The sequence below is a fragment of the Streptomyces sp. NPDC001135 genome (genome assembly GCF_053598395.1).
Genome location: NZ_JBSFKD010000020.1, coordinates 25,623 through 48,090, shown reverse-complemented (window position 1 = coordinate 48,090; position 22,468 = coordinate 25,623). Strand labels below are relative to the sequence as shown.

Sequence of the window (22,468 nt, the reverse complement as noted above, 5' to 3'; positions counted from 1 at the left end):
CGCACCCCTCGGGGGCTCACCGGAAGGCGTCGAGTCCGGTGAGCGCCTTGCCCAGCACCAGCTGGTGCATCTCGACGGTGCCCTCGTAGGTGAGCACCGACTCGAGGTTGGTCGCGTGCCGCATCACGGGGTACTCGAGGGAGATCCCGTTGGCACCGAGGATCGTCCGCGCCGTACGGCAGATCTCGATGGCCTCGCGGACGTTGTTGAGCTTGCCGAAGCTGACCTGCTCGGGACGCAGGCGGCCGGCGTCCATCCGCCGCCCGAGATGGTGGGCGAGCAGGATTCCCTTGTGCAGTTCGACCGCCATGTCGGCGAGCTTGGCCTGGGTGAGCTGGAAGCCGCCGATGGGCCGCCCGAACTGCTCGCGTGCCTTCGCGTAGTCCACGGCCGCCTCGAAGCTGCTGCGCGCCGCGCCCATCGCACCCCAGACGATGCCGTACCGGGCGTGGGACAGACAGCTGAGCGGTCCGCGCAGTCCGGTGACCTGCGGCAGTACGGCGGTGGCGGGCAGCCGCACGTCGTCCAGCACGAGTTCGCTGGTGACGGAGGCGCGCAGGGACCACTTGTGCTTGATCTCGGGCGCCGAGAAGCCGGGGCGGTCGGTGGGCACGACGAACCCGCGGATGCCGTCCTCGGTCTGCGCCCAGACGACGGCGACCCCGGCGACCGACCCGTTGGTGATCCACATCTTGCGGCCGTTGAGGACCCAGTCGTCGCCGTCCCGCTTGGCGTGGGTGCGCATGGAGGCGGGGTCGGAGCCGTGGTCGGGCTCGGTCAGCCCGAAGCAGCCGATCACCTCTCCGGCCGCCATGCGCGGCAGCCACTCCCGTTTCTGCTCCTCGCTGCCGAACCGGTGGATCGCGTACATGGCGAGGGAGCCCTGCACGGAGACCAGGGACCGGATGCCCGAGTCCGCCGCCTCCAGCTCCAGGCAGGCCAGGCCGTACTGCACGGCCGACGCGCCCGCGCAGCCGTATCCGGTCAGGGACATGCCGAGGGCGCCGAGGGAGCCGAGTTCGCGCGCGAGGTCCCGGATGCCGGGCAGCTCCCCCTTCTCGTACCAGTCGGCGACGTACGGCAGGACCCGGTCCGCCGCCCAGGACCGCACGGTGTCCCGCACGGCCAGGTCTTCCGGTTCCAGCAGATCGTCGATCCCGAGCGGGTCGGCGGGATCGAAGGGGGGCAACTTCGAGGACGCGGACATGGGACACCCTCCGGCACACAAGAAACTAGCACCGCTAGTTACATTTTGCCGCCGACGTTACGGGGCGGTGCCCCGCACGTCCAGTACGTCAGACCGAGACGCGGGCCTGCGCCACGTCCGCTTCCACTTCCCTCGGCGCGGGCAGCTCCACCGCCGCCGCGGGTTCCCCGCACTGCATGACCCGCGGCAGCCGCAGCGCCATCACCGCGCCCAGGAGCAACAGACCGGCGCTCACCAGCAGCGCCACATGCAGCCCGTGCACGAAGGAGTCCCGCGCGGCCCGGCGCAGCGCCGCCCCGGCCGGACCACCGAGGCGTCCGGCCATGTCGTAGGCCTCGCCCAGCGAGTGGCCCGCCGCGTCCGAGGCGTACCGCGGGACGCCCGGCACCGAGCGCAGGCCCGGGGTGTAGGCCGCGTTCATCACGCTGCCGAGCAGCGCGATGCCGATGCCCGCGCCGAGCTGGTACGACGTCTCGCCGATCGCCGCCGCCCCGCCGGCCTGCTCCGCGGGGGCCTCGCTGAGCATCGACTCGTACGCCCCGAACAGCGTGGTCTCCAGGCCGAAGCCGAGCAGCACGAAACCGGACAGCAGCAGCGGAGCGTTGTCCGTGCCGCCCATCGCGGTGAGCGTCACGACCGCCGCCGCGGTCAGGCAGAAGCCGGAACCGACCATCCGGCGAGGCCCGAAACGGCGCAGCATCCGCGCGCCCGCCAGGCCCGCCGCCATCGCCGCGATGGTCAGGGGCAGCAGCCTGAGGCCGGTCTGCAGCGGGGAGAGCCCGAGGACCAGTTGCAGGTACTGGGCGGCGATCAGCTCCAGGCCGACGAGCGCGAGCATCGCGAGCACGATGCAGCCCACCGAGGTGCTGAACGCGGGCCGGCGGAACATCCGCAGGTCCACCAGCGGATGCGGGAGCCGCCGCTGCCGCCGCAGGAAGAAGAACACGAGAGCCGCGCCGGCCAGCAGCGGCAGCACGGTGAAGGGGCTCGCCGGCGCCTCGCCGCCGCCCAGCCGCTTCACACCGAGGACGACACCGAAGAGACCGCCGGCCGCCATCAGGGCACCGACGACATCCCAGGGGCCGCCCTGGTCACCGCGCGACTCGGGCAGCAGGATCCGCCCCACCGGGAGGCTGACCAGCATCAGCGGGATGTTCACGAGGAAGACGGCGCCCCACCAGAAGTGCTCCAGCAGGAACCCGCCGAGCAGCGGTCCGACGGCCGCGCCGACGGCGGCCACCGCACTCCATATGCCGATGGCGAGCGCGCGTTCGCGCCGGTCCGGGAAGACCTGACGCAGGATCGACAGGGTCGCCGGCATGATCATGGCGCCGCCGACACCCAGCAGCGCCCGGGCGAGGATGAGCATCTCGGCCGTCTGCGCGAACGCGGCCACGGCGGAGGCGACACCGAACAGGCCGTAGCCGAGGAGCAGAACGCGTCTGCGCCCGACCCGGTCGCCGAGGGTGCCGAAGAGGATCAGCAGCGAGGCGCAGACCAGCGGATAGACGTCGACGATCCAGAGCAGCTGAATGGCACCGGGCTTGAGGTCCTCGGTGACGGCGGGGACCGCCACGTGCAGCACGGTCGCGTCGAGGGCGACGAGCAGCAGACTGACGCAGAGGACGACGAGGACGACCCAGCGGCCCGCACCGGCCCCGGCCGCCCGACGGCGCGGCCGTACGGCAGCCGTGGTCGTCCCGGACATGTACGTACCTCCCAGATGAGCCTCGCGACGGGGCGGACCGACGGGGTGGGGACTCCCTGTCGTACGGCCGGAGAGGAGCGGTGTCTCCAGCCCGCGCAACCCACGCGGGTGACTCGTCAGCGTACGCGAGTTCGTCACGGGGGCACGTGGCGGACCTCTCACACGCACGACGGAACCCATGTGGCGTACGCCACGTCGCTCCCTCTTGACCACGCCCCGGGGGCCCGTCCGGTTCCGGCGTCGGTCGATAATCGAGTCCGTGACCGATCTTGACACGCGCGCGGCCCCACCCCGCGCCCCCCTTCTGCGCCGGGCCGTACCGGCCCTCCTGGGCTATGCGGCGGTCCGCGCCCTGGGGCTGGTCGTGCTGGCGGTGTGGAGCGCCGCGCGCGGCAAGAGCGCGTACACGTTGCTGACCGCGCGCTGGGACTCGCTGTGGTACACGCGGGTCGCCGAACTGGGGTACGGCTACGAGGTGCGGCTGCCGAACGGCGACGTGCACTCCAACCTGGCGTTCTTCCCGCTGCTGCCGTGGCTGGAGCGGCTGCTGCACGCGGTCCTGCCGCTGTCGTACGCGGACGCCGGTCTCGTCGTCGCCCTGCTCACCTCGCTCGCCGCGGCCTGCGGGATCTTCGCGGTCGCCGACCGGGTGTACGGCGCCCGGGCCGGGGTCTGCGCCGTCCTGCTGTGGGCGGTGCTCCCGGTCGGGATCGTGCAGTCGATGGCGTACAGCGAGTCGCTGTTCACGGCGCTGGCGGCGTGGTCGCTGTACGCGCTGCTGACCGGCCGCTGGGTCACGGCGGGCACCCTGGCCGCGTTGGCGGGGCTGACCCGGCCGGTGGGGGCGGCGGTGGTCGCCGCGGTGTGGGTGGCGGGCGTGATCTCGTTCGTGCGAGACCGGAGCGCGATGCGAACACCCAGCGCCCAGGACGGACAACACGCCCCGGCGCATACGCCGAGCGCCCCTGAGGGCCCCCGCGCCTCAGCGCACACACCCGGCGCACCAGAAGCCACGCGATCCCCGGCGCCCACTCCAGGCACACAGGCCTCCGCGCACGCTCCCGGGCTCCCGTCGCCCCCCACCTGGCGGCGTACGCTGGGCATGGCCGTCGCGCCGCTCGGGGTCGCCGGCTACGCGCTCTGGGTGGGGCAGCGGACCGGCAAGGGGCCGCTCGGATACCTGGACGTGCAGGCCGGATGGCGCAATGGCTTCGACGGCGGCTATGCATTCGCGCGCTTCGTGGCCGCCAAGTTCACGTCAATTCCGTCCGCCCTCGCCGGCGTCGGCCTGATCGTCGGGGTCGCCCTGCTGCTGTGGCTCTACGCGACCGGCGTGCGCCGGGGTCAGCCCGTCGAACTGCTGGTGTACACGGGGGTCGTCCTCGCCCTCGCCCTGGGCGCGTCGAGCTACTTCGGCTCCAAGCCGCGGCTGCTGGTGCCCGCCTTCCCGGTGCTGCTGCCGCTCGCCTGCGCCCTCGCCCGACTGCGCACGTCCCGATCCGTGCTGGTCACGGCGTTGTTGGCGGTCGGCTCGGCGGTCTATGGGGCCTTCTGGCTGAACGGCTCCGGGCCACCATGATCATCTTCGACGGCCGATGACACACCGGAGAATTCCGCTCCAGGACCGGGTTAACGCATTCATAAGCGCCATATAAACAACGCCCGGCATGATCAAAGGAATTGAAGAGAACAGCGTCACAGGATTGCGAAATCGCTGGAATTCGGGCCTCGCTTGAGACGTTTCCCACATCACATCGTCATCACAAAGCCGCTGTTACGACCGGGAACACAGCTCACTCGCTGTAACGTCGATTGGGTGCGTACCGAACGAAACCTCACCCGGCGTCTGGACCGGGTGTTCGCCAGACTCGACCGTGAGCCGGAACGACCGGCCCACATCGATGTGCCAAGGATGAGCCGGCACCGGGTCGTTCTCTTCACCGCGACCCTGGCCTTCTACCTGGCGATCGTGTGGGCCGTGGTGATCACGTCCTGGCTGGTCCGGCTCGACTGGCAGGTCATGTTCTTCCGGCCGTACCAGCAGTGGCCGCAGATCCACGCCTTCCTCGACTACTACGTGGTGCTCGGCCAGCGCGGCCCCACCGCGGTGATGGTCGCGGCCTGGCTCGGCTGGCGCTCCTGGCGGCAGCACACGCTGCGCCCGCTGCTCACCCTGGCCACCTCCCTGCTGCTGCTGAACATGACGGTCGGCGCCGCCAAGCTCGGGATGGGGCGCCTCGGTCCGCACTACGCGACCGTGATCGGCTCGAACGAGATGGGTCTGGGCGGCGATATATTCCCCAGCGGCCACACCGCCAACGCGGTGGTGACCTGGGGCATCCTGGCCTATCTGGCCTCCACCCCGAGAGCGCGCCGCTGGCTGTCGGCACTGTCCGCGATCACGGCACTGGGCGTCGGCCTCACGACCGTCTACCTCGGTACGCACTGGCTGAGCGACGTCCTGCTGGGCTGGGCCGCGGGCCTGCTGATCCTGCTCGCCCTGCCGTGGTTCGAGCCGTTGATCGCCAAGGCCGAGGCCGCGCTGTTCGACCTGCGCGACCGCTGGCGCGCCCGCCGCGGCCGCCCCGTGCCCGAACCTGCCGTGCCCCTCACGCCGGTGGTGCTCAGGCCGCGGGCGACACCGGCCGAGCAGCCGGCCCCGGCACGCGAGCCGGTCGCCTCGACCCGCGCCTCCAGAGGGCCGGCCCATCTGGCCCCGGGTCCGCACACGACCCGTTCGGAACGCACCCCGGTCACCCCGGCGGGCAGCCGCCGCCCACCGCACGCCGACCACCGCCCACCGCGCGGCACCACCCAGCCGGCCCGCCCGCTGACGGGCGGCTGACGTACGGAACGGCAGCGGGCCCGGTACGCACCACCGCCCGCACGCCACCAAGAAGGCCCCGTTTCCCCACGGTGGGGAACGGGGCCCTGGCATACCGGCCACGGGGGACCGCGGTCGAAGGACCCGCTACCCCTTCCAGGCGCGGGCGACGAGGCCGTCCCGGACCTCGAAGTTCAGCCGCCCCACCCGGTACTCCATGGTGATGATCGCGCCCGGCGGCAGTGACCGCACCGTCGACCATCCCCGCTGCCGAGCGAGCCGCTCGGCGTGCGCGGCGTCGAGGCCGACGTACCCGTCCGGACTGTCCTGGGGCTCCGCTGACGGAGTGGGAATCGGTGCCATGCCGCCACGCTACCGCGCAGGGCAGGGTAAGAGTCCTATCCGACTCCCGTCACACTTCTGTCACAGCTTCCCGGCCCGCGATTCCCTCGAACTCCGTCACACGTACGGGGGTTTCCCCGGCGCTCACCGGGTCGGTCGAACCGAATTCACGCGCCGCGCAGGACCTCTCCGAATTACCTCGCGGAAAGCGCCGAGGCGGGGATCCGGACGGGCCCCGGTGCCTGATTCCCCGCGCAATCCGGAGCGATGCCGGGCCGGCTGACGCCGCATGGGAAATCCACGGATTCGCCACATGACCGCCATACGCCCCTCGTCCGAGCGCGCGGCCCCGCGACGGCCCGGGGAGAAGGCAGCCGCTTCGTCACCCTGCCCCGGTTCCGCTCGGAGTCCCCGGCGTTCGGCCGGTGTCACCCGCAGTCCGCGGGCCGGGCGCCGCGGCCCGGGCCAGAGCCGCATCGAGCCGGTCCCGGATCCTCCTGATCGCCTCGGTCAGCTCGGCGGGCTCGATCACCTCGAACGGGAAGCCGAGCATCATGACGTGAACGACCATCATGTCCGGGTTCGGCGCGCCGGAGCGCAGGATGCACGCGTCCGCGCCGTCGGCCTCCAGCGTGCCGCCGAAGGGCGAGATCCGCTCGGCGGCCTCGTGCAGCGGCACCAGCAGCCGTACCGCGGAGTGCGTGGGGTACGCGCGCGTGGAGACACCCTTCGAGACATGGGCCGCCAGGTCCTCGGCGGGCGGCTCGCGCGGGGTGAAGCGGGGCCCGTGCGGCGGCCTCGGGGTGATCCGGTCGACGCGGAACGTCCGCCAGTCCGCCCGGTCGACGTCCCAGGCGACCAGGTACCAGCGCCGCTCGCTGCACACCAGCCGGTGCGGCTCGACGGTACGCCGGCCGACGGCCCCGTCGTGGCTCCGGTACGCGAAGCGCAGCCGCTCGGCGTCCCGGCACAGGTGGGCGAGTTCGATGAGCAGCGCGGGGTCGACCGGCGTCGCCGGCGGGCCGCTTCTCATCATGGGCACGGTGAAGGCGTTGAGGGCGCTCACCCGGCGGCGCAGCCGGTTCGGCAGTACCTGCTCCAGCTTGGCGAGGGCGCGTACGGAGGTCTCACCGATGCCCTCGATGCCCTGGCCCGCGGCGGTGCGCAGGCCGACGGCCACGGCGACCGCCTCGTCGTCGTCCAGCAGCAGCGGCGGGAGTTCGGCGCCCGCGCCCAGCTGGTAGCCGCCGCCGGTGCCGGGGCTGGCGTTGACCGGGTAGCCCAGCTCGCGCAGCCGGTCCACGTCCCGGCGGACCGTGCGCGGGGTGACGCCGAGCCGGTCGGCGAGGTCGGCGCCGGACCACTCGCGGTGGGCCTGGAGCAGCGAGAGCAGGCGCAAGAGGCGTGCCGAGGTCTCCAACATGGGGGCGAGTCTGCCAGGGGATGCGGACAGCCGCTGTCCTCGTCGGGGACAGCGGCTGTCTCGGTGGACCGGGCGGGGCTCAGAGCGCGAGGCGCTGGCCGGGCACGATCAGGTCGGGGTCGTCGCCGATGACCTTCTTGTTGGCGGCGTAGATCCGCTGCCAGGTGGTCCCGTGCCGGGCAGCGATGGCGCTCAGGGTGTCGCCCTCGCGGACGGTGTAGTCGCCGCGGGAGGCGCCGCGGCCGGTGTGGGCCGCCGGGCGTTCCGGCGTCTTCGCCGGAGCCGAGTTCCCCGGAGCGGAGTTCCCCGGGGTGGACTTCGTCGGGGCGGACTTCGTCGTCGCGCCCTTGGAGGCCGCCGTACCGGAGGTGCCGTTGTGCGCCGCCGCGGGAGCGGCGCCGGAGGCTCCGGCGCGGGCCGAGCAGACGGGCCAGGCGCCCCAGCCCTGGGCGTGCTGGACCTTGGTGGCGACGGCGATCTGCGCGCTCCGCGAGGCCTGGTCGGCCGTCGGGGCGTAGGCGGAGCCGCCGTACGCGCGCCAGGTGCCGGCGGAGAACTGGAGCCCGCCGTAGTAGCCGTTGCCGGTGTTGATGTGCCAGTTGCCGCCGCTCTCGCACTGGGCGATGCGGTCCCACACCCCGTTGTCCGCCGCTGCGGCGTTGCCGGTGGCGGCCAGCAGGCCCAGCGGGGCCAGCAGGGCGGCTCCGGCGAGCGCGGCCGTCGTACGGCCCTTGCGGGCGCCGTCGTGACGGGCGGTGCTACGGGTGGTATCGGCACACTCGGACATGTAATTCCCTCTCCACGAACCCGGGCTCCCCCGGGCGGAGCACGCCTGGCCGCGTAGGACCGCGGTCGGTCGTGCCCGCCCCGTCCGCGTGGCCGGTTCCGGCGTTGGTGCCCTGCCGGTGCCGGCCGTCGGACGTACCCGAGCGGTGCTCGTTGCACACGGCGGAGGAATGTAGGGAGGTCGAGCGGCCGGAATCAACCAACTCACTGTCATTCCAGGCCAGTTGCCCGTTACCGCGAGTATCGGCGATTTTCAGCCACCCACTACATACCCTGATTTCCTGATTTGTCGACCAGCAACCGAAGCGATCTGTGACTCACCTCACCTCACCAAGTTCCTTGACTCGGCGATGAGTTGACCGTGAGTGGCGGATTCCGCACATGAGGTGACCGTGTGCGCTGCTTGGTTCGAACCGGTCGTCCTTGAGGCGTGACCCCCACCACAGGACACCCGTTGTCTTCTTCATGAGCCCGGAACCCCGGGGCTCATCGGCCGGGAGCCACCCGGCCGACCCAGCACCGCATCCCGAGGGAGCCACCGTGCCGCGCATGCTCGACGTCAGTGACGCCGTACGCGCCGAGATCGGCGACGAAGAAGCCGACCGGCTGCTCGCCGGAGAGAACGCCCCGGGCAGTTACGACTGCACGTCCTGCCGCACCCCGGGCGACTCCGAGCAGGAGCGCACCAGCACCGTTCTGTTCGTCGGCGACGAGACCGCCGTCCTCGCCTTCGCCCACGCCAGCTGCCTGCCCTCGCAGGTCGTCCAGGTCACCGAGGAGCAGCTGCAGGGGGCCGTACGCTCCATCGGCGGGATCGCCGGCGACGCCGCGGGCGCGCCGCAGCAGGCCGCGGCCGAGCAGGCGGTGCTCGGCGTGACCAGCGGACTCGTCCTGGTCGAGGGTGAGTTGCACCCCGCGCTCGTCGTCGAGCCGACCTCGCCGATCGTGCGGCCGGGCACCACCGGGGCCGGCGACGACTTCCTTCCGCTCCTCATCGAGCAGGGGTTCATGCCGGTGACCGAGCTGGCGTCCGTGCCGCCGGTGCTGCACGGCTGGTCGGTGCTGCTCGCCGCGGGCCGGCTGCACGCGGTGCTGCAGCCGTCGGCGGGCGGAGGGCAGCCGGTCGCCTGGTGGCAGGCGCATCAGCCGCTGCAGGTGACGGACAGCTGGCGGGCCGCCACCAACAAGCACCAGCAGGTGCTGATGTTCGCGGCGCCGGTGGGGTCGATCGGACGGCAGCCGCGGGAGGATCTGCTGCGGGAGTCCCTCGACAAGGCCGCGGCGAACGGGAAGCTGGTTGCCGCTGCGCTGCCTCTCGCGGGGACGTGAGAGGCAGCTGACGGGCGGGGACTGCGTGCAGTTCGGCGGCTGCGGAGGCGTTATGGCCGGTCGCGCAGTTCCTCGCGCCCCTCGGGTGCCCGTATCTCTTCAAAGGCACCGTCGTTTGGACATACGTGCACGCATATGACACTCCTCCCCGCCGGTCATCGTTCTCCTCCATTCCCTCCGCACGGACGGGGCAGGAAGGGGCTGGTGGTGCCTCGGCCACGCCGATCTACGACTCGCTCTACGCGGAGTGGGTCAAGAGCTTTCGTACGCTGCCGGGGGACCGGAGCGGGGAGGAGGGGCTGAGGTTCAGCCCCTTCGGTCAGCTTCCGGACCGTACGGGTGGCTACGGCGGCCACCGGGCCGGGTCGTTCAGCAGCTCGTACAGCGCCTACAGCGCGGGGGCCTACAGCGCGCGGCAGCAGTCGCAGTGGCAGCGGATCGGCACGCTGGGGCGGCAGCAGCACGACACGGGGATGCAGCACGTGCCGGCGGCGCTGCCCCCGGGGCCGCGCCGGGGCGTGTGACCGGCGCACGATGAAGGGCGGCACCTGGTCCTCCGGGTGCCGCCCTTCACGTCGTACCGGCGTTGCTTCGTGGTGTTACTTCTTCTTCGCGCCGCGCTTCTCGCGCACCCGCACCGAGATGTGGATCGGGGTGCCCTCGAAGCCGAACTCCTCGCGCAGGCGGCGCTCGATGAAGCGCCGGTAGCCCGCCTCGATGAAGCCGGAGGCGAAGAGGACGAACCGCGGGGGCTTGGTCCCGGCCTGGGTGCCGAAAAGGATGCGCGGCTGCTTGCCGCCCCGGATCGGGTGCGGGTGGGCCGAGACCAGCTCGCCGAGGAAGGCGTTCAGGCGCCCGGTGGGGACGCGGGTCTCCCAGCCGGCCAGCGCGGTCTCGATGGCCGGGACCAGCTTCTCCATGTGGCGGCCGGTGCGCGCCGAGACGTTCACGCGCGGGGCCCAGGCGACCTGGCCCAGCTCGGTCTCGATCTCCCGCTCCAGGTAGTAGCGGCGCTCCTCGTCGAGGGTGTCCCACTTGTTGTAGGCGATGACGATCGCGCGGCCCGCCTCGACGGCCATGGTGACGATCCGCTGGTCCTGCACGGAGATGTTCTCGGAGGCGTCGATCAGGATGACGGCGACCTCCGCCTTCTCCACGGCGGCGGCCGTGCGCAGGGAGGCGTAGTAGTCGGCACCCTGCTGGAGGTGGACGCGCTTGCGGATACCGGCGGTGTCGACGAACTTCCAGGTGACACCGCCGAGTTCGATCAGCTCGTCGACCGGGTCGCGGGTGGTGCCCGCCAGTTCGTTGACGACGACGCGCTCCTCGCCGGCCACCTTGTTCAGCAGGGACGACTTGCCGACGTTCGGGCGGCCGATCAGGGCGATGCGGCGGGGACCTCCGAGGGCCCTGCCGAAGGACTGCTCGGGTGCGTCGGGCAGGACCTCCAGGACGGCGTCCAGCATGTCGCCGGTGCCGCGGCCGTGCAGGGCCGAGACCGGGTGGGGCTCGCCGAGGCCCAGGTTCCACAGGTAGGCCGCGTCGGCCTCGCCGCTCGGGCCGTCGACCTTGTTGGCGCACAGCACGACCGGCTTGCCGGCCTTGCGCAGCAGTCGTACGACCGCCTCGTCGGTGTCGGTCGCGCCGACCTTGGCGTCCACGACGAAGACGACCGCGTCGGCCGCCTCGATCGCGTACTCGGCCTGGGCGGCCACGGAGGCGTCGATACCGAGGACGTCCTGCTCCCAGCCGCCGGTGTCGACGACCTTGAAGCGGCGGCCGGCCCACTCGGCCTCGTAGGTGACGCGGTCGCGGGTGACGCCCGGCCGGTCCTCGACGACCGCCTCGCGGCGCCCGATCATCCGGTTCACCAGGGTCGACTTGCCGACATTGGGGCGGCCGACGACGGCGAGCACCGGCAGCGGACCGTGGCCCGCCGCCTCGATGGCGCCCTCGACGTCCTCGATGTCGAAGCCCTCTTCCGCGGCGAGCTCCATGAACTCCGCGTACTCGGCGTCGCCGAGAGCCCCGTGGTCGTACTCGTGCTCAGCCGAGTCGCCGGGCTGGATGTCGTCGTTCATGAAGTCCGTACCTCGTCGTTCATTCGTGGTGATCGGTGGAAAAGCCCCGCATGGGCTGATCCACTACTCAAGTGTCGCCTAGCGCCCGGTCAGGCGCCTGGCGTTTTCCAGGTGGCTGGTGAGCTGCTTCTGGATGCGCTCGGTCGCCTCGTCCAGCGCCCCGCGCGTACGCCGCCCGCTGCCGTCTCCCGCGTCGAACGGGTCACCGAAGACGACGTCGACGCGCGAGCGCAGCGGGGGCAGTGCCTTTATCAACCGTCCGGGCTTCTCCGCGCTTCCCAGTACGGCGATGGGCACGATCGGCGCCCCGCTGCGTACCGCGAAGTAGGCGAGCCCGGCGCGCAGCGAGGCGAAGTCGCCCTCGCCCCGGGTGCCCTCCGGGAAGATGCCCAGCACTCCGCCGTTCTCCAGCACGCCGAGCGCCTGGGTGATCGCCGTGCGGTCGGCGGTGGCGCGGTCCACCTTCAGCTGGCCGATGCCGGTCAGGAACGGGTCCAGCGGGCCGACGAAGGCTTCCTTCTTGATCAGGAAGTGCGTCGGCCGGGGCGCCACGCCCATGACCATCGGGCCGTCGATGTTGTGGGAGTGGTTCACGGCGAAGATCACCGGGCCGGTGGCCGGTACCTTCCAGCCACCGAGCACCCGCGGCTTGAACAGCCCGTACATCAGGCCGACGCCGATGCGCCGCCCGACATCGGCGCCCCGCGGCGAGGGAACCGGAGGTCGGCTCACTTCCCGGCCCGCTTCTCCTCGACCAGGGTGACAACGCACTCGATGACCTGGGCGAGGGTGAGCTCGGTGGTGTCCACCTCGACCGCGTCGTCGGCCTTGGCGAGCGGCGAGGTCTTGCGGCTGGAGTCGGCCGCGTCCCGCTTGATCAGCGCCTCGCGGGTGGCGTGGACGTCGGCGCCCTTCAGTTCGCCGCTGCGGCGGGCCGCGCGGGCCTCCGGGGAGGCGGTGAGGAAGACCTTCAGGTCGGCGTCGGGGAGCACGGTCGTACCGATGTCACGGCCCTCGACGACGATGCCGTTCTCCGCGCCGGCGGCCAGCGAGCGCTGCAGCTCGGTGATCCGGGAGCGCACCTCGGGCACCGCGCTGACCGCGCTGACCTTGGAGGTGACCTCCTGGGTGCGGATCGGGCCGGCCACGTCGACGCCGTCGACCGTGATGGTCGGCTTGTCCGGGTCGGTGCCGGAGACGATCTCCGGCTTGCCCGCGACGGCCGCGATGGCGGTCGGGTCCTCCAGGTCGATGCCGTTGGTCACCATCCACCAGGTGATCGCCCGGTACTGGGCGCCGGTGTCCAGGTAGCTCAGGCCGAGCTGCGCGGCGACGGCCTTCGACGTGCTCGACTTGCCCGTGCCGGAGGGGCCGTCGATCGCGACGATCACGGGCTTGGCGGTCGGGGCGGCGCCGTTTTCCACGGAGGGACACCTTCCTGGTGCGGTGCTGGCGGGGTGCGGGGAGCGAGAGCGCCCTGCACAAGGTTACTGGGTGCGGCTCACTCGTCCGGACGCACCGGGAGTCCCCGGCCGGGTGCTACTGCCGCAGGGCCCACCCGCGCTCCCGCAGGGCCTCCTTCAGGACGGGCGCCGCCGTGGGCTCGACCCAGAGCTGGACCAGACCGGCCTGCTGCCCGGCCGCGTGCTCGATGCGTACGTCCTCGATGTTGACGCCGGCCCGCCCCGCGTCCGCGAAGATGCGGGCCAGCTGGCCGGGCTGGTCGTCGATGAGCACGACGACGCTCTCGTACACCCGCGGCGCGCTGCCGTGCTTGCCGGGTACCCGCACCTGGCCCGCGTTCCCGCGGCGCAGCACGTCCTCGATACCGGCGCCGCCCGCGCGCCGCTTGGCCTCGTCGGAGGACTGCAGGGCCCGCAGGGCCTCGACGGTCTCGGCCAGGTCGACGGCGACGTCGGAGAGCAGGTCGGCGACCGGGCCCGGGTTCGCGGACAGGATGTCGATCCACATGCGCGGGTCGGAGGCGGCGATCCGGGTCACGTCCCGGATGCCCTGCCCGCACAGCCGTACGGCGGCCTCCTCGGCGTGCTCCAGGCGCGCGGCGACCATGCTGGACACCAGGTGGGGCATGTGCGAGACCAGGGCGACGGCGCGGTCGTGGGCGTCGGCGTCCATGACGACGGGGACGGCCCGGCAGTGCGAGACCAGCTCCAGGGCGAGGTTCAGCACCTCGGTGTCGGTGTCGCGGGTCGGGGTGAGCACCCAGGGCCGGCCCTCGAAGAGGTCGCCGGTCGCGGCCAGCGGACCGGACTTCTCCCGGCCGGACATGGGGTGCGTGCCGATGTACGCCGTGAGGTCGAGGCCGAGTGCCTCCAGTTCACGGCGCGGGCCGCCCTTGACGCTGGCCACGTCCAGGTAGCCGCGGGCCACGCCCCGGCGCATGGCGTCGGCGAGGACGCCGGCCACGTGCGCGGGCGGGGCGGCCACGACCGCCAGGTCGACCGGGCCCTCGGGGGCCTCGTCGGTGCCGGCGCCCAGCGCGGCGGCCGTTCTGGCCTGCTCGGGGTCGTGGTCGGCGAGGTGGACGACGACGCCGCGCTGGACGAGGGCCAGGGCGGCGGAGGTGCCGATGAGGCCGGTCCCGATGACGAGTGCGGTTCTCACTGGGCGATGTCCTTGCGCAGGGCGGCCGCGGCGCCGAGGTAGACGTGCTGGATGTCGGCTCGGGGCTTGTCCGACTCGATGTGCGCGAGGATCCGCACGACCCGGGGCATACCGCCCTCGATGTCCAGTTCCTGGGCGCAGATGAGGGGCACGTCGACGATGCCGAGCCCCCGGGCCGCGGCGGCCGGGAAGTCGCTGTGCAGGTCGGGGGTGGCCGTGAACCAGATGCTGATCAGGTCGTCGGCGGTCAGCCCGTTCCGCTCGAGGACCGCGGTGAGCAGGGCTCCGACCTGCTCGGCCATGTGCCCGGCCTCGTCCCGCTCCAGTTGGACGGCCCCCCGGACCGCTCGTACCGCCACGGCGTCGCTCCCTGCTGACGTGCGGATCTGTTCTTGGTCCGTCCAGCGTAGTCAGCCCGCGCGGACACGGCGCACCGCGCCCGATCACTGAGACGATGCGGATATTCCGGTATGCACCGGTTCGATCCCCCTTTTCGACGTCTGTACGGAGTGGTGACATGAACCAGCCCGCGACGCGGCGCACGGCTTTGGCGACGGGCGCGGCGGCGCTCGCCGCGGGATGCGTGGGATGCGGCGGCGGCAAGGAGAAGAGTTCGCCGGCGTCCGCGTCTCCCATGTCGTCTCCCCCGGCCCCCGCTTCCCCGGCGCCCTCCTCCTCGGTCCCCCGTTCCCCGGTCTCCGACTCCTCCCACGCGAAGGAGCTGGCGAGCACGGGCGACATCCCGGAGGGCGGCGGCAAGGTCTTCGCGGAGCAGAAGATCGTCGTGACCCAGCCGAAGAAGGACGAGTTCAAGGCCTTCTCGGCGATCTGCACGCACATGGGCTGCACGGTGAGCAAGGTCGCGGACGGCACGATCGACTGCCCGTGTCACGGCAGCAGGTTCCACATCGCGGACGGCGCGGTGGCCCACGGTCCCGCGACCAGGCCGCTCCCGACGAAGACGATCAAGGTGGAGGGGAATTCGATCCACCTGACGTGAGGGATCCGCGTACGCTCCCGGCATGCAGCCCGAGACCCTGGTGAACGACCACACCGTCTACGCCTGCGTCATGGGGTCCCGGGCCTTCGGGCTGGCGACGGACACGAGCGACACCGACCGCCGGGGTGTGTTCCTCGCCCCCACCCCCCTGTTCTGGCGGTTCGACAAGCCGCCCACGCATGTCGAGGGCCCGGGGGACGAGCAGTTCTCCTGGGAGCTGGAGCGGTTCTGCGAACTGGCGCTGCGGGGCAACCCGAACATCCTGGAGTGCCTGCACTCCCCGCTGGTGGAGCGGGTGGACGACACCGGCCGGGAGCTGCTGTCCCTGCGCGACGCCTTCCTCTCCCGCCGGGCCTACGACACCTTCACCCGCTATGCCCTCGGCCAGCGCAGGAAGCTCGACGCCGGCATCCGTACGACGGGCGCCCCGCGCTGGAAGCACGCCATGCACCTGCTGCGCCTGCTGATGTCCGCCCGCGACCTGCTGCGCACCGGCGAGCTGCGGATCGACGTCGGTGACCAGCGCGAGCCGCTGCTCGCGGTGAAGCGGGGCGAGATGCCCTGGGCCGGGGTCGAGGCGTGGATGGCCCGGCTGGGGGCGGAGGCGGAACGGGCTCTGGTCCGCACCCCCCTGCCACCCGAACCGGACCACGCGCGCGTGGCCGGCTTCCTCTACCGGGTGCGCCGGGACTCAGCCCTGAAGACGGACGCGTATCACGAAGTCGTGCAGGGCGTCGTAGGCGGCGGGAGCGTCCGGCAGGGCTGAGGCGGCCTGGGCCTCGTCGAGCACGGCGTGCAGCCGCTCCACGTCGGCCTCCACGCGTGCGGGCTCGACGCCGGCCGCCCCGTGCTCCCGTTCGCCCTTGGCGGCTATCAGGTCGGGCACATAGCCGGGTGCGTCGACCAGCTCCAGGAGCGTGGGCAGATGCGCCCGGACCTCGCCGCTGCGCATGAGGTGGATGCCGGTGAGCAGCACCCGGAAGGTGTACAGCAGCGGCTTGAGTTCGCCGGTCTTCTCGAACAGCCGCCACTGGGTCACCGCGAAACCGCGGTAGTGGTGGGCGTGATGACTGGTGAGGACGCCGGGGGCGAGCGCGGCCAGCTCCCGGTGGGTGTCACCGGTGTGCACGACGAGCGGCGACAGCAGCTGCTCCAGCACATAGCCGTTGCGGCGCAGCATCAGCCGGACGAACTTGCGCAGGTCGTGGGTGACGAGGTCCAGCTCGACGCCGTAGCGCACCCAGGTCCGCGAGCGGGTCTCCTCCGGCTCGCGCAGACCGACGAGATCGGCCGGGGGGAGCAGATGGACGCCCCGCAGGTCCACGTCGGAGTCCCGCGAGGGGAAGCCGTACAGATGCGCTCCGGAGACGGTCGCGAACAGCAGGGGGTCGGGCTGTTCCGCGACCACGGGCTTCAGGTCGATGTCGAGGTCGTCGATCATGACCCTAAGCGTCCCAGAGTGCACCCAGCGCCAACAGATCGCCCCGGTACTCGATCCGCTCCGCCCAGTCGGCCGGCCAGGCGTCCGCGCCCAGCCAGGCGCCCGCGAACGCGCCGGTGAGGCAGGCGATGGAGTCGGAGTCGCCACACGAGCAGGCGGCCCGGCGCAGGGCGGTGACGGGTTCGTCGGGGAAGAGCAGGAAGCACAGCAGTCCGGTGGCGAAGGCCTCCTCGGCGATCCAGCCCGCGCCCGTGGCCAGGCACGGGTCGGTCTCCGGCGAGACGGTCCGCACGGCCTCCTGGAGGCGGTCCAGGACCGCCAGGCACTCGTCCCAGCCGCGCGCGACGAAATGCTCGGGGCTGGGGTCCTGGGACCTGGTCCACAGGTCGCCCAGCCACGTGTGGTCGTACCGGGTGCGGTGGTCGAGCGCGTAGGAGCGCAGCCGGCCGACCAGTCCGGTCGGGTCGACGCCCTGTGCGAGCAGGTGGACGGCGTGGGCGGTGAGGTCGGAGGCGGCGAGCGCGGTGGGGTGGCCGTGGGTGAGGGCGGACTGCAACTGGGCGGCGCCGGAACGCTGTTCGTCGCTCAGACCGGGGGCGAGTCCGATCGGGGCGACCCTCATGTTGGCGCCGCAGCCCTTCGAGCCGACCTGACTGGCGTCCTGCCAGACCCGCCCCTTCTCCTTCAGCAGGGCGCACGCGGTCAGGCAGGTGTTGCCCGGCGCCCGGTTGTTGTCGGGTGAGTCGTACCAGTCCACGAACTCCTCGCGCAGCGGCCGCTCCAGCCGCTTCGGGGCGAGGAAGCCGCGCTCCACGGCGGTCCGCAGGCCACGCCCGAGGGCGAGGGTCATCTGCGTGTCGTCGGAGACGAGCGCGCGTCGTGGCAGCTCCATCTCCCGCCAGGGTCCGTACTTGGCGAGGATCGACGGTACGTCGCTGAACTCGGTCGGGTAGCCGAGGGCGTCCCCGAGGGCGAGGCCCACGAGTGCCCCGGTGGCCGCACGTTTGGACATAGGATCACCATCCCCCTTTATCGTCACCCTGACAATAAAGGGGGATGGTGATCACTGCAAGGCGTTCTAGAGGTCGACTTCCTTCATCAGCATGCCGACCTCGGTGTTCGACAGGCGGCGCAGCCAGCCCGACTTCTGGTCGCCGAGGGTGATCGGGCCGAAGGAGGTGCGCACCAGCTTCTCGACCGGGAAGCCGGCCTCCGCCAGCATGCGCCGCACGATGTGCTTACGGCCCTCGTGCAGGGTCACCTCGACCAGGTAGTTCTTGCCGGTCTGCTCCACGACCCGGAAGTGGTCCGCGCGCGCGTAGCCGTCCTCCAGCTGGATGCCGTCCTTCAGGCGCTTGCCGAGGTCGCGCGGGATCGGGCCCACGATGGCCGCGAGGTAGGTCTTCTTCACGCCGTACTTGGGGTGCGTGAGGCGGTGCGCCAGCTCGCCGTGGTTGGTGAGCAGGATGACGCCCTCGGTCTCGGTGTCGAGGCGGCCCACGTGGAAGAGGCGGGTCTCGCGGTTGGTGACGTAGTCACCGAGGCACTGGCGGCCCTCCGGGTCCTCCATGGTGGAGACGACACCGGCGGGCTTGTTCAGCGAGAAGAACTGGTACGACTGCGTGGCGACCGTCAGGCCGTCGACCTTGACCTCGTCCTTCTCCGGGTCGACCCGGCGGCCCTGCTCCAGCACGATCTCGCCGTTGACCTCGACCCGCGCCTGCTCGATCAGCTCCTCGCAGGCCCGCCGGGAGCCGTAGCCGGCACGCGCGAGGACCTTCTGCAGCCGCTCGCCCTCCTGCTCGGCGCCCGGGAAGGTCTTGGGCAGCTTGACGTCCTTCTTGCCCGCGTACCGCTCCCGGTTGCGCTCCTCGGCGCGCGTCTCGTACTCCCGCGAGCGCGCGGGGGCCGTACGTCCGCCCCCCTGCTGGGGCTTCTTCGGACCACCCTTGGCGCCGCCGCGGGCGCTGCCGCCACGCCCGGACTTGGGGCCGTCCTGGGAGGCGCCGGGGCCCACGTCGTAGCGGCGCTCCTCGGGGCGGGGCCTGCGGGGACGGCCCTGCCCCTGCCGCTCGTCCCGGTTGTTGCCGGCGCCGCGGTAGTTACCGCGTCCGCCACTCTTGCCGCTGCCGCTGCTTCGCATCAAAGTTCCGTCTTAGTCGTCTGCGTCCTCTACGCCGGGCGCGTCCGGCGCGTCCGGGTCGAACGACGGAACCCCCTCCTGGGTCTCGGCCTCGATCGCCTCCGCCTCCGGGAGGAAGGGCGCGAGCTCCGGAAGCTCGTCCAGGCCACGCAGGCCCATCCGCTCCAGGAAGTAGTTCGTCGTCCTGTACAGGATCGCACCTGTTTCGGGTTCCGTGCCCGCCTCCTCGACCAGACCGCGCTGCAGCAGGGTGCGCATCACACCGTCGCAGTTGACTCCTCGTACGGCGGAGACGCGGCTGCGGCTGACCGGCTGGCGGTAGGCGACGACCGCCAGGGTCTCCAGCGCGGCCTGGGTGAGCCGGGCGGTCTGGCCGTCCAGGACGAGCCGCTCGACGGCCGGCGCGTACCGCGCGCGCGTGTAGAAGCGCCAGCCGCCCGCGACGTAGCGCAACTCGAAGCCGCGGCCCTGCACGGTGTACTCGTCGGCCAGCTCCCGCAGCGCGTCCGCGACCTGCCGCCTGGGCCGCTCCAGCAGCCTCGCCAGGTGCTCCTCGGTCGCGGGCTCGTCCACGACCATCAGCATCGCCTCCAGGGCGGGCTTGAGGTCGAGACCGGACACGGCCCCCAGCCCCGCCGGAACCTCCGTGGTCTGCTCGCTCACGGCTTCTTCTCCTCCTTGGGCGGCTCGGGCGGCCGGTCGAACTCGTCGGTGACCATCGGTGCCGTGTCGGCGTCCCCGCCGGTCCAGCGCACGAGCAGCTCCCCGAGCGCGGCCTCCTGTTCCAGGGCGACGGCCTTCTCCCGGTACAGCTCCAGCAGGGCGAGGAACCGGGCCACGACGGTCAGGGTGTCGTCGGTGTCCTCGACCAGCGCCCGGAAGCTCGCCTCCCCCAGCTCCTTCAGCCGCGCCACCACGATCCCGGCCTGCTCCTGCACGCTGACCAGCGGGGCGTGGATGTGGTCGACGTAGACCTGGGGCTTGGGCCTGGGCTGCATCGCCTTGACCGCGAGCCTGGCGAACCCCTCGGGGCCGATGCTGATCACGACCTCGGGCAGCAGTTCGGCGTGGTGCGGTTCCAGGCCGACGGTACGGGGCCGGCGGCGGGCCTCGTCGTCGAGGCGCCGGTTGAAGATGTCGGCGATCTGCTTGTACGCGCGGTACTGCAGCAGCCGCGCGAACAGCAGGTCCCGTGCCTCCAGCAGCGCGAGGTCGGCCTCGTCCTCGACCTCGGCGGTGGGCAGCAGCCGGGCCGCCTTCAGGTCGAGCAGCGTGGCGGCCACGACGAGGAACTCGGTCGTCTGGTCCAGGTCCCAGTCCGGCCCCATGGCCCGGATGTGCGCCATGAACTCGTCGGTGACCTTGGAGAGGGCGACCTCGGTGACGTCCAGCTTGTGCTTGGAGATCAGCTGGAGGAGCAGGTCGAAGGGGCCCTCGAAGTTGGCGAGCCGGACCTTGAAGACACCGTCGCGGGGTTCTTCGGGTTCGGGTGCCGCTTCCCGTTCCGGCCGCGACGCCGGAACGGCCTCGGGAGCAGGTGCGGACGCGGGCTCCGCCTCGGGAGCAGGTGCGGACGCGGGCTCCGCCTCGGGAGCAGGTGCGGACGCGGGCTCCGACTCGGGAGCAGGTGCGGACGCGGGCTCCGCCTCGGGCGCGGGTGGTTCGGGTTCCGGTGCGGGTGCGACCCCCGGGCCCCGCCCCAGCGCACGCCGGCGGCCGGCTCCGGCGCCGGGGAGGGGAACGTCGTTCGAGGTCATGGCCCCCGCAGGCTACCCCTACCGCCCCCGCAGCCGCCGTACCAGGATGCTCGCGTCCCCGCGGGACTCCAGGTCTGCCAGGACCACGGCCACCGCCTCGCGGACGATGCGCCCGCGGTCCACCGCGAGACCGTGTTCGCCCCGCAGCACCAGCCGGGCGTGCTCCAGGTCCATCAGCTCCTCGGCCGACACGTACACCGTGATCTTCTCGTCGTGCCGCTCGCGCCCGCTGGGCCGCCGCGCCGCCGCCCGCCCCCGCTTGCGCGGCTGAGCGGCGCCAGAACCTTCCTGCGCCGCCTGCCGCCTGGCCGGCCGGGTGCGCGACTCGCCGGCGTCGGCGGGTTCCGCCTCCGCCGCGGCATGTTCCGCTCCTTCTCCGTCGCCGCCCTGGACGGGCACCGACTGCGGCGCGTCCTCGGCGGCGGCCATGTCGTCGCTCTCCCCCGCGGGAGCCGGCACCCGGGCCTCACCACCTGCCGTGCGCCGGGGAGACGACGGCTGAAGTGCCGTCCCCCCTGTCGTACGGAAGAGTTCGTCGGCCCCGGGCAGACTCACTCGGCGTGACACCGGGCGAGCACCTCCCTGGCGAGCTGGCGGTAGGCGGCGGCACCGACGGAGTTGGAGGCGTACGTGGTGATCGGCTCACCGGCGACCGTCGTCTCCGGGAAGCGCACCGTGCGGCCGATGACCGTGTGGTAGACGTGGTCGTCGAACGCCTCGACCACACGGGCCAGGACCTCGCGGCTGTGGACCGTGCGCGAGTCGTACATCGTGGCGAGGATGCCGTCCAGTTCGAGCTCGGGGTTGAGCCGCTCCTGGACCTTCTCGATGGTCTCGGTCAGCAGGGCCACACCGCGCAGGGCGAAGAACTCGCACTCCAGCGGCACGATCACCTTGTGAGCGGCCGTCAGGGCGTTCACGGTGAGCAGGCCGAGCGAGGGCTGACAGTCGATCACGATGTAGTCGTAGTCGGACATCAGCGGCTTGAGCGCCCGCTGGAGGGTCGACTCGCGCGCGACCTCCGAGACCAGCTGGACCTCCGCGGCGGACAGGTCGATGTTGGAGGGCAGCAGGTCCATGTTGGGGACCGCTGTCTTCAGCAGGACCTCGTCCGCGGACATGCCCCGCTCCATGAGCAGGTTGTAAACGGTGAGGTCGAGTTCCATCGGGTTGACGCCGAGTCCCACCGACAGCGCGCCCTGCGGGTCGAAGTCCACGAGCAGCACGCGCCGGCCGTACTCCGCGAGCGCGGCACCCAGGTTGATGGTCGACGTCGTCTTGCCGACGCCGCCCTTCTGGTTGCACATCGCGATGATCGTCGCGGGGCCGTGGTCGGTCAGCGGGCCCGGGATCGGGAAGTACGGCAGCGGGCGTCCGGTCGGACCGATGCGCTCACGGCGCTGGCGGGCCGCGTCGGGCGCGAGCGTGGCCGCGTACTCCGGATCGGGCTCGTACTCGGCGTCGGGGTCGTAGAAGTGCCCCTCGGGCAGTTCGTCGTAGTCGGCGAAGTGGTTGTGGGGCGCGCCACTTCCGTCGCCGGCCATGGCGTTCACGTGATGGCCATCCATGCTCTGGTGTGCTGTCCGGGCGGTCTGCGGTCCCGGACTCTGGTGGGCTGCGAAGGTGCGCACAGCTACGGAGCCGACAGCCTCGAATCCCGTGGGGCCCTGGCCCCGTACCGGCATTCCTGGTTGACCACCCCCGGGAGAAAATGTCGACTCATTCACAAGTCGTCTTACCTCCTTGGTGACCAGGAAACTTCTAGACAAGGTCAGCGTGGCACCATGCCGACGGTTGGCGAC

General features: G+C 71.9%; 23 protein-coding genes. 6 read left to right on the top strand and 17 right to left on the bottom strand.

The window, feature by feature from the left end; genetic code table 11:
- Nucleotides 1–16: 16 nt before the first annotated feature.
- Both ACWC94_RS23810 and ACWC94_RS23805 read right to left on the bottom strand, forming a co-directional pair.
- The gene (locus tag ACWC94_RS23810) at nt 17–1,207 is read right to left on the bottom strand and encodes an acyl-CoA dehydrogenase family protein (RefSeq protein ID WP_450798911.1); all 1,191 of its coding nucleotides are present in this window, start codon (nt 1,205–1,207) and stop codon (nt 17–19) included.
- 88 nt (nt 1,208–1,295) lie between these two features.
- Nucleotides 1,296–2,915 (bottom strand): MFS transporter, encoded by a 1,620-nt coding sequence (locus ACWC94_RS23805; protein WP_450798910.1) that lies wholly within the window; start codon nt 2,913–2,915, stop codon nt 1,296–1,298.
- A 259-nt stretch (nt 2,916–3,174) separates the two neighbouring features.
- Here ACWC94_RS23805 and ACWC94_RS23800 point away from each other — a divergent pair, with 259 nt between their 5' ends.
- Both ACWC94_RS23800 and ACWC94_RS23795 read left to right on the top strand, forming a co-directional pair.
- Entirely contained in the window at nt 3,175–4,494 is a 1,320-nt protein-coding gene (locus ACWC94_RS23800; RefSeq protein WP_450798909.1) for a mannosyltransferase family protein, read from the top strand.
- 237 nt (nt 4,495–4,731) lie between these two features.
- The gene (locus ACWC94_RS23795) at nt 4,732–5,760 is read left to right on the top strand and encodes a phosphatase PAP2 family protein (RefSeq protein WP_450798908.1); all 1,029 of its coding nucleotides are present in this window, start codon (nt 4,732–4,734) and stop codon (nt 5,758–5,760) included.
- A 126-nt stretch (nt 5,761–5,886) separates the two neighbouring features.
- Here ACWC94_RS23795 and ACWC94_RS23790 read toward each other — a convergent pair whose 3' ends face one another.
- The 3 genes from ACWC94_RS23790 to ACWC94_RS23780 all read right to left on the bottom strand — a co-directional run bounded on the left by ACWC94_RS23790 (nt 5,887) and on the right by ACWC94_RS23780 (nt 8,291).
- Nucleotides 5,887–6,102, bottom strand: coding sequence for an I78 family peptidase inhibitor (locus ACWC94_RS23790; RefSeq protein WP_450798906.1), 216 nt, complete (start codon nt 6,100–6,102; stop codon nt 5,887–5,889).
- A 361-nt stretch (nt 6,103–6,463) separates the two neighbouring features.
- Nucleotides 6,464–7,504 carry a helix-turn-helix transcriptional regulator gene (locus ACWC94_RS23785; RefSeq protein WP_450798904.1) on the bottom strand — a complete coding sequence of 347 codons (1,041 nt, stop codon included), beginning with the start codon at nt 7,502–7,504 and terminating at the stop codon, nt 6,464–6,466.
- Between the two features lie 79 nt (nt 7,505–7,583).
- Nucleotides 7,584–8,291, bottom strand: coding sequence for a transglycosylase family protein (locus ACWC94_RS23780; RefSeq protein ID WP_450798903.1), 708 nt, complete (start codon nt 8,289–8,291; stop codon nt 7,584–7,586).
- A 539-nt stretch (nt 8,292–8,830) separates the two neighbouring features.
- On the opposite strand from ACWC94_RS23780, the gene ACWC94_RS23775 reads away from it, so the two are divergent.
- Both ACWC94_RS23775 and ACWC94_RS23770 read left to right on the top strand, forming a co-directional pair.
- Complete coding sequence (locus tag ACWC94_RS23775) at nt 8,831–9,619, top strand: hypothetical protein (protein WP_450798902.1); 789 nt, start codon at nt 8,831–8,833, stop codon at nt 9,617–9,619.
- 125 nt (nt 9,620–9,744) lie between these two features.
- On the top strand, nt 9,745–10,143 hold the full coding sequence (locus ACWC94_RS23770; RefSeq protein ID WP_450798901.1) for a hypothetical protein: 399 nt from the start codon (nt 9,745–9,747) through the stop codon (nt 10,141–10,143).
- 75 nt (nt 10,144–10,218) lie between these two features.
- Here ACWC94_RS23770 and der read toward each other — a convergent pair whose 3' ends face one another.
- The 5 genes from der to aroH all read right to left on the bottom strand — a co-directional run bounded on the left by der (nt 10,219) and on the right by aroH (nt 14,684).
- The gene (gene der / locus ACWC94_RS23765; protein WP_450798900.1) at nt 10,219–11,700 is read right to left on the bottom strand and encodes a ribosome biogenesis GTPase Der; all 1,482 of its coding nucleotides are present in this window, start codon (nt 11,698–11,700) and stop codon (nt 10,219–10,221) included.
- A 78-nt stretch (nt 11,701–11,778) separates the two neighbouring features.
- Entirely contained in the window at nt 11,779–12,366 is a 588-nt protein-coding gene (locus ACWC94_RS23760) for a lysophospholipid acyltransferase family protein (RefSeq protein WP_450799014.1), read from the bottom strand.
- A 62-nt stretch (nt 12,367–12,428) separates the two neighbouring features.
- Entirely contained in the window at nt 12,429–13,124 is a 696-nt protein-coding gene (gene cmk, locus ACWC94_RS23755; protein WP_450798899.1) for a (d)CMP kinase, read from the bottom strand.
- Between the two features lie 115 nt (nt 13,125–13,239).
- A complete protein-coding gene (locus tag ACWC94_RS23750; protein ID WP_450798898.1) occupies nt 13,240–14,325 on the bottom strand; it encodes a prephenate dehydrogenase in 1,086 nt (361 codons plus the stop codon).
- Entirely contained in the window at nt 14,322–14,684 is a 363-nt protein-coding gene (gene aroH, locus ACWC94_RS23745) for a chorismate mutase (protein ID WP_450798897.1), read from the bottom strand. Before aroH ends, ACWC94_RS23750 begins: the two co-directional genes overlap by 4 nt.
- A 158-nt stretch (nt 14,685–14,842) precedes the next feature.
- On the opposite strand from aroH, the gene ACWC94_RS23740 reads away from it, so the two are divergent.
- On the top strand, nt 14,843–15,325 hold the full coding sequence (locus ACWC94_RS23740) for a Rieske (2Fe-2S) protein (protein WP_450798896.1): 483 nt from the start codon (nt 14,843–14,845) through the stop codon (nt 15,323–15,325).
- A gap of 22 nt (nt 15,326–15,347) precedes the next feature.
- Nucleotides 15,348–16,091 (top strand): nucleotidyltransferase domain-containing protein, encoded by a 744-nt coding sequence (locus ACWC94_RS23735; RefSeq protein ID WP_450798895.1) that lies wholly within the window; start codon nt 15,348–15,350, stop codon nt 16,089–16,091.
- On the opposite strand, the gene ACWC94_RS23730 is transcribed toward ACWC94_RS23735, so the two are convergent.
- The 7 genes from ACWC94_RS23730 to ACWC94_RS23700 all read right to left on the bottom strand — a co-directional run bounded on the left by ACWC94_RS23730 (nt 16,017) and on the right by ACWC94_RS23700 (nt 22,351).
- Nucleotides 16,017–16,766 (bottom strand): nucleotidyltransferase domain-containing protein, encoded by a 750-nt coding sequence (locus ACWC94_RS23730; RefSeq protein WP_450798894.1) that lies wholly within the window; start codon nt 16,764–16,766, stop codon nt 16,017–16,019. The genes ACWC94_RS23735 and ACWC94_RS23730 overlap by 75 nt on opposite strands.
- Before the next feature lie 4 nt (nt 16,767–16,770).
- Nucleotides 16,771–17,778 (bottom strand): ADP-ribosylglycohydrolase family protein, encoded by a 1,008-nt coding sequence (locus ACWC94_RS23725; protein WP_450798892.1) that lies wholly within the window; start codon nt 17,776–17,778, stop codon nt 16,771–16,773.
- A gap of 66 nt (nt 17,779–17,844) precedes the next feature.
- Nucleotides 17,845–18,909, bottom strand: a complete 1,065-nt coding sequence (locus ACWC94_RS23720) for a pseudouridine synthase (protein ID WP_450798891.1) — start codon at nt 18,907–18,909, stop codon at nt 17,845–17,847.
- A 12-nt stretch (nt 18,910–18,921) separates the two neighbouring features.
- Nucleotides 18,922–19,572 carry an SMC-Scp complex subunit ScpB gene (gene scpB / locus ACWC94_RS23715; RefSeq protein WP_450798890.1) on the bottom strand — a complete coding sequence of 217 codons (651 nt, stop codon included), beginning with the start codon at nt 19,570–19,572 and terminating at the stop codon, nt 18,922–18,924.
- Nucleotides 19,569–20,666, bottom strand: a complete 1,098-nt coding sequence (locus tag ACWC94_RS23710) for a segregation and condensation protein A (RefSeq protein ID WP_450798889.1) — start codon at nt 20,664–20,666, stop codon at nt 19,569–19,571. Before ACWC94_RS23710 ends, scpB begins: the two co-directional genes overlap by 4 nt.
- An 18-nt stretch (nt 20,667–20,684) precedes the next feature.
- Complete coding sequence (locus ACWC94_RS23705; RefSeq protein WP_450798888.1) at nt 20,685–21,233, bottom strand: hypothetical protein; 549 nt, start codon at nt 21,231–21,233, stop codon at nt 20,685–20,687.
- A complete protein-coding gene (locus tag ACWC94_RS23700) occupies nt 21,218–22,351 on the bottom strand; it encodes a ParA family protein (protein WP_351242396.1) in 1,134 nt (377 codons plus the stop codon). Before ACWC94_RS23700 ends, ACWC94_RS23705 begins: the two co-directional genes overlap by 16 nt.
- Between the last annotated feature and the right edge of the window lie 117 nt (nt 22,352–22,468).